Origin of the sequence: Algibacter pacificus, from assembly GCF_008033385.1 — a bacterium.
Taxonomy (GTDB): domain Bacteria; phylum Bacteroidota; class Bacteroidia; order Flavobacteriales; family Flavobacteriaceae; genus Algibacter; species Algibacter pacificus.
Genome location: NZ_VOGY01000037.1, coordinates 1 through 1998 on the forward strand (window position 1 = coordinate 1; position 1998 = coordinate 1998).

At 29.8% G+C, this 1998-nt stretch carries 1 protein-coding gene; it reads right to left on the bottom strand.

What is annotated here, in order from left to right:
- Positions 1–101 precede the first annotated feature (101 nt).
- Positions 102–1757, bottom strand: a complete 1656-nt coding sequence (locus FQU21_RS17225; protein WP_147679261.1) for a hypothetical protein — start codon at positions 1755–1757, stop codon at positions 102–104.
- Positions 1758–1998 lie beyond the last annotated feature (241 nt).

Consider the following 1998-nt stretch of genomic DNA (forward strand, 5'->3'; position numbering starts at 1 on the left):
AAGTGTATAAAAATAGAAACCGTCTCTAAAGACGGTTTTTAATTATAGTTATACTATTTATTACGGGCTTGTGCAACGGTTACCGGTGTTGGCAACTGGCTTTATTCAATCTCAAATTTAAAGATATATGTTTGAGCTCTCCAATATGGGTCAGTAGAATCTCTTGAATTAGATTGATTAGCTTGAGAATAAATAAGGGTTGTATCATCTGAAAATATTATAGAATTAAACATGGAATTTCCTTCTGGCAACCCATTAAATTTACATGCAACACTTAAATCTGAATAGTTATATGTTTTTTCAAAATCTGCTATATAATTATTGTTTGGACTACATGCTTTAATATCTGTATTAAAAGTTCTGATAACATTTAAGTCTAAATCTAATTGATAGTTTTCCCAAAAAATGCTTTGGTAATCATCAGAGAGCAGAATAAAAGGATAAGGATATGAAGCTCCGTTTGGCCAAATAGGATAGTTTGAGTCTAAATTAATCGAACCTCCATCTACATTGAATTTATACATCCTTCCGTTACTGGTATTACTTTCTCCAGCGTACAAAGTATTAGTTGTATTATTTAATTCAATATCTCCGTGACTTAAACCACTTGTTGGACCATTAATTAAACCTCCATTATTCCCATTATAAATCCAGAAAGAAGTAGAGCCTGATGTTGGAGGATCTCTATGACAGTATAGAACATTATCATTACCGACTTCTATTTTATGAATTCCCCACCCATTTGTATTTGTTGCAAAAGTTGTAGCTTCTAACGTGTTCAAATTAAGTTTTGTTAATTTGTCAACTCGTTCTTGACATAGAAAAAGATATTGACCATCTGGAGACATATCTAAATCAGCAAAAATATCATCTTGCAATATATGAGAATTGATTTTAAATGTTTGATTATTAATATCAATTACTAACAAACCATACACATCAGACTCATAGTTTTTATTCCCAACCAAAGCATAGAGCCTTTCTCTTGAAGGGTCTTTTATAATTTTGCTTATATAATATGGAAAGTCAATAAAAACGCCTGGATGCATGCTTTTAATATTACTACCTATAACATGATTGTAATTACCACTTGTTTCAACGATAATTTGATATTTTTTATCCTCTACAAGAGAAGAAAAGCTTGTAACATCATATTCTAATGTATTAATGTCGTTAATTTCTGTTATCGGGGAAAAGTCTTCAGTATAAACCTTGTAAGATACAAAGTCATTGCCTTCATATTTTGTCCAATTTAGTCTCACAGATTTACCTGTATTTACTGCATTAAGTTTTATGCTGTTAGATAATATTATAGAATCTTTCACAGTTAAATTTTGGTTTGGTAGTGAGGCTTCTAAAAATATTGTATGAATTCCATTAGTTAATGTCTTTTCAATTTCACTTCCGAAGTTATCATTAGGGTTTCCTTGAAATAAAATTCCATCTATACTACTTCTCCAAACGAGTTGAACGTCAGTATTGTTCAGTTGAACTGAATTATTTTCATAACTTATATTAATATTGCCATTAAACACCTTTATGCTATCTGGCTTTTCAAAAATACCATCATATCCTTGATTGTAATAAGAATAATCTCGTGTTTGTAACGGTGAATTAATTGTTGCTGTAAAGTTTGTAATATTTAAAACGGGATCAACAGTCCCATCATCGTTATTATTATCTAATGGTGTTTCATTTTCAGAACTACAACTAATTGTTAATATTAGAATAAGTAGAAGATAAATTTGTCTTTTCATATTTTCATTTTTTTTCGCTTGTTGCCAACGTTTTTGTATAAGATTAGTTGCGTGGTTTAAGCACTAAATTTAGCAAATAAATCACAGATAGAAAGTCCGAAAGGATTTTCGTAAGTAGGCTAGAACTAGCAATTAATTTTATACGTTGTGCTTGTTGCACAAGATAAGAAAAATGCTACAATAAAATTGTATAAAAAAGTCAAATTTCTTATCTTTATATATGCAGGGAAAAAAGACATAT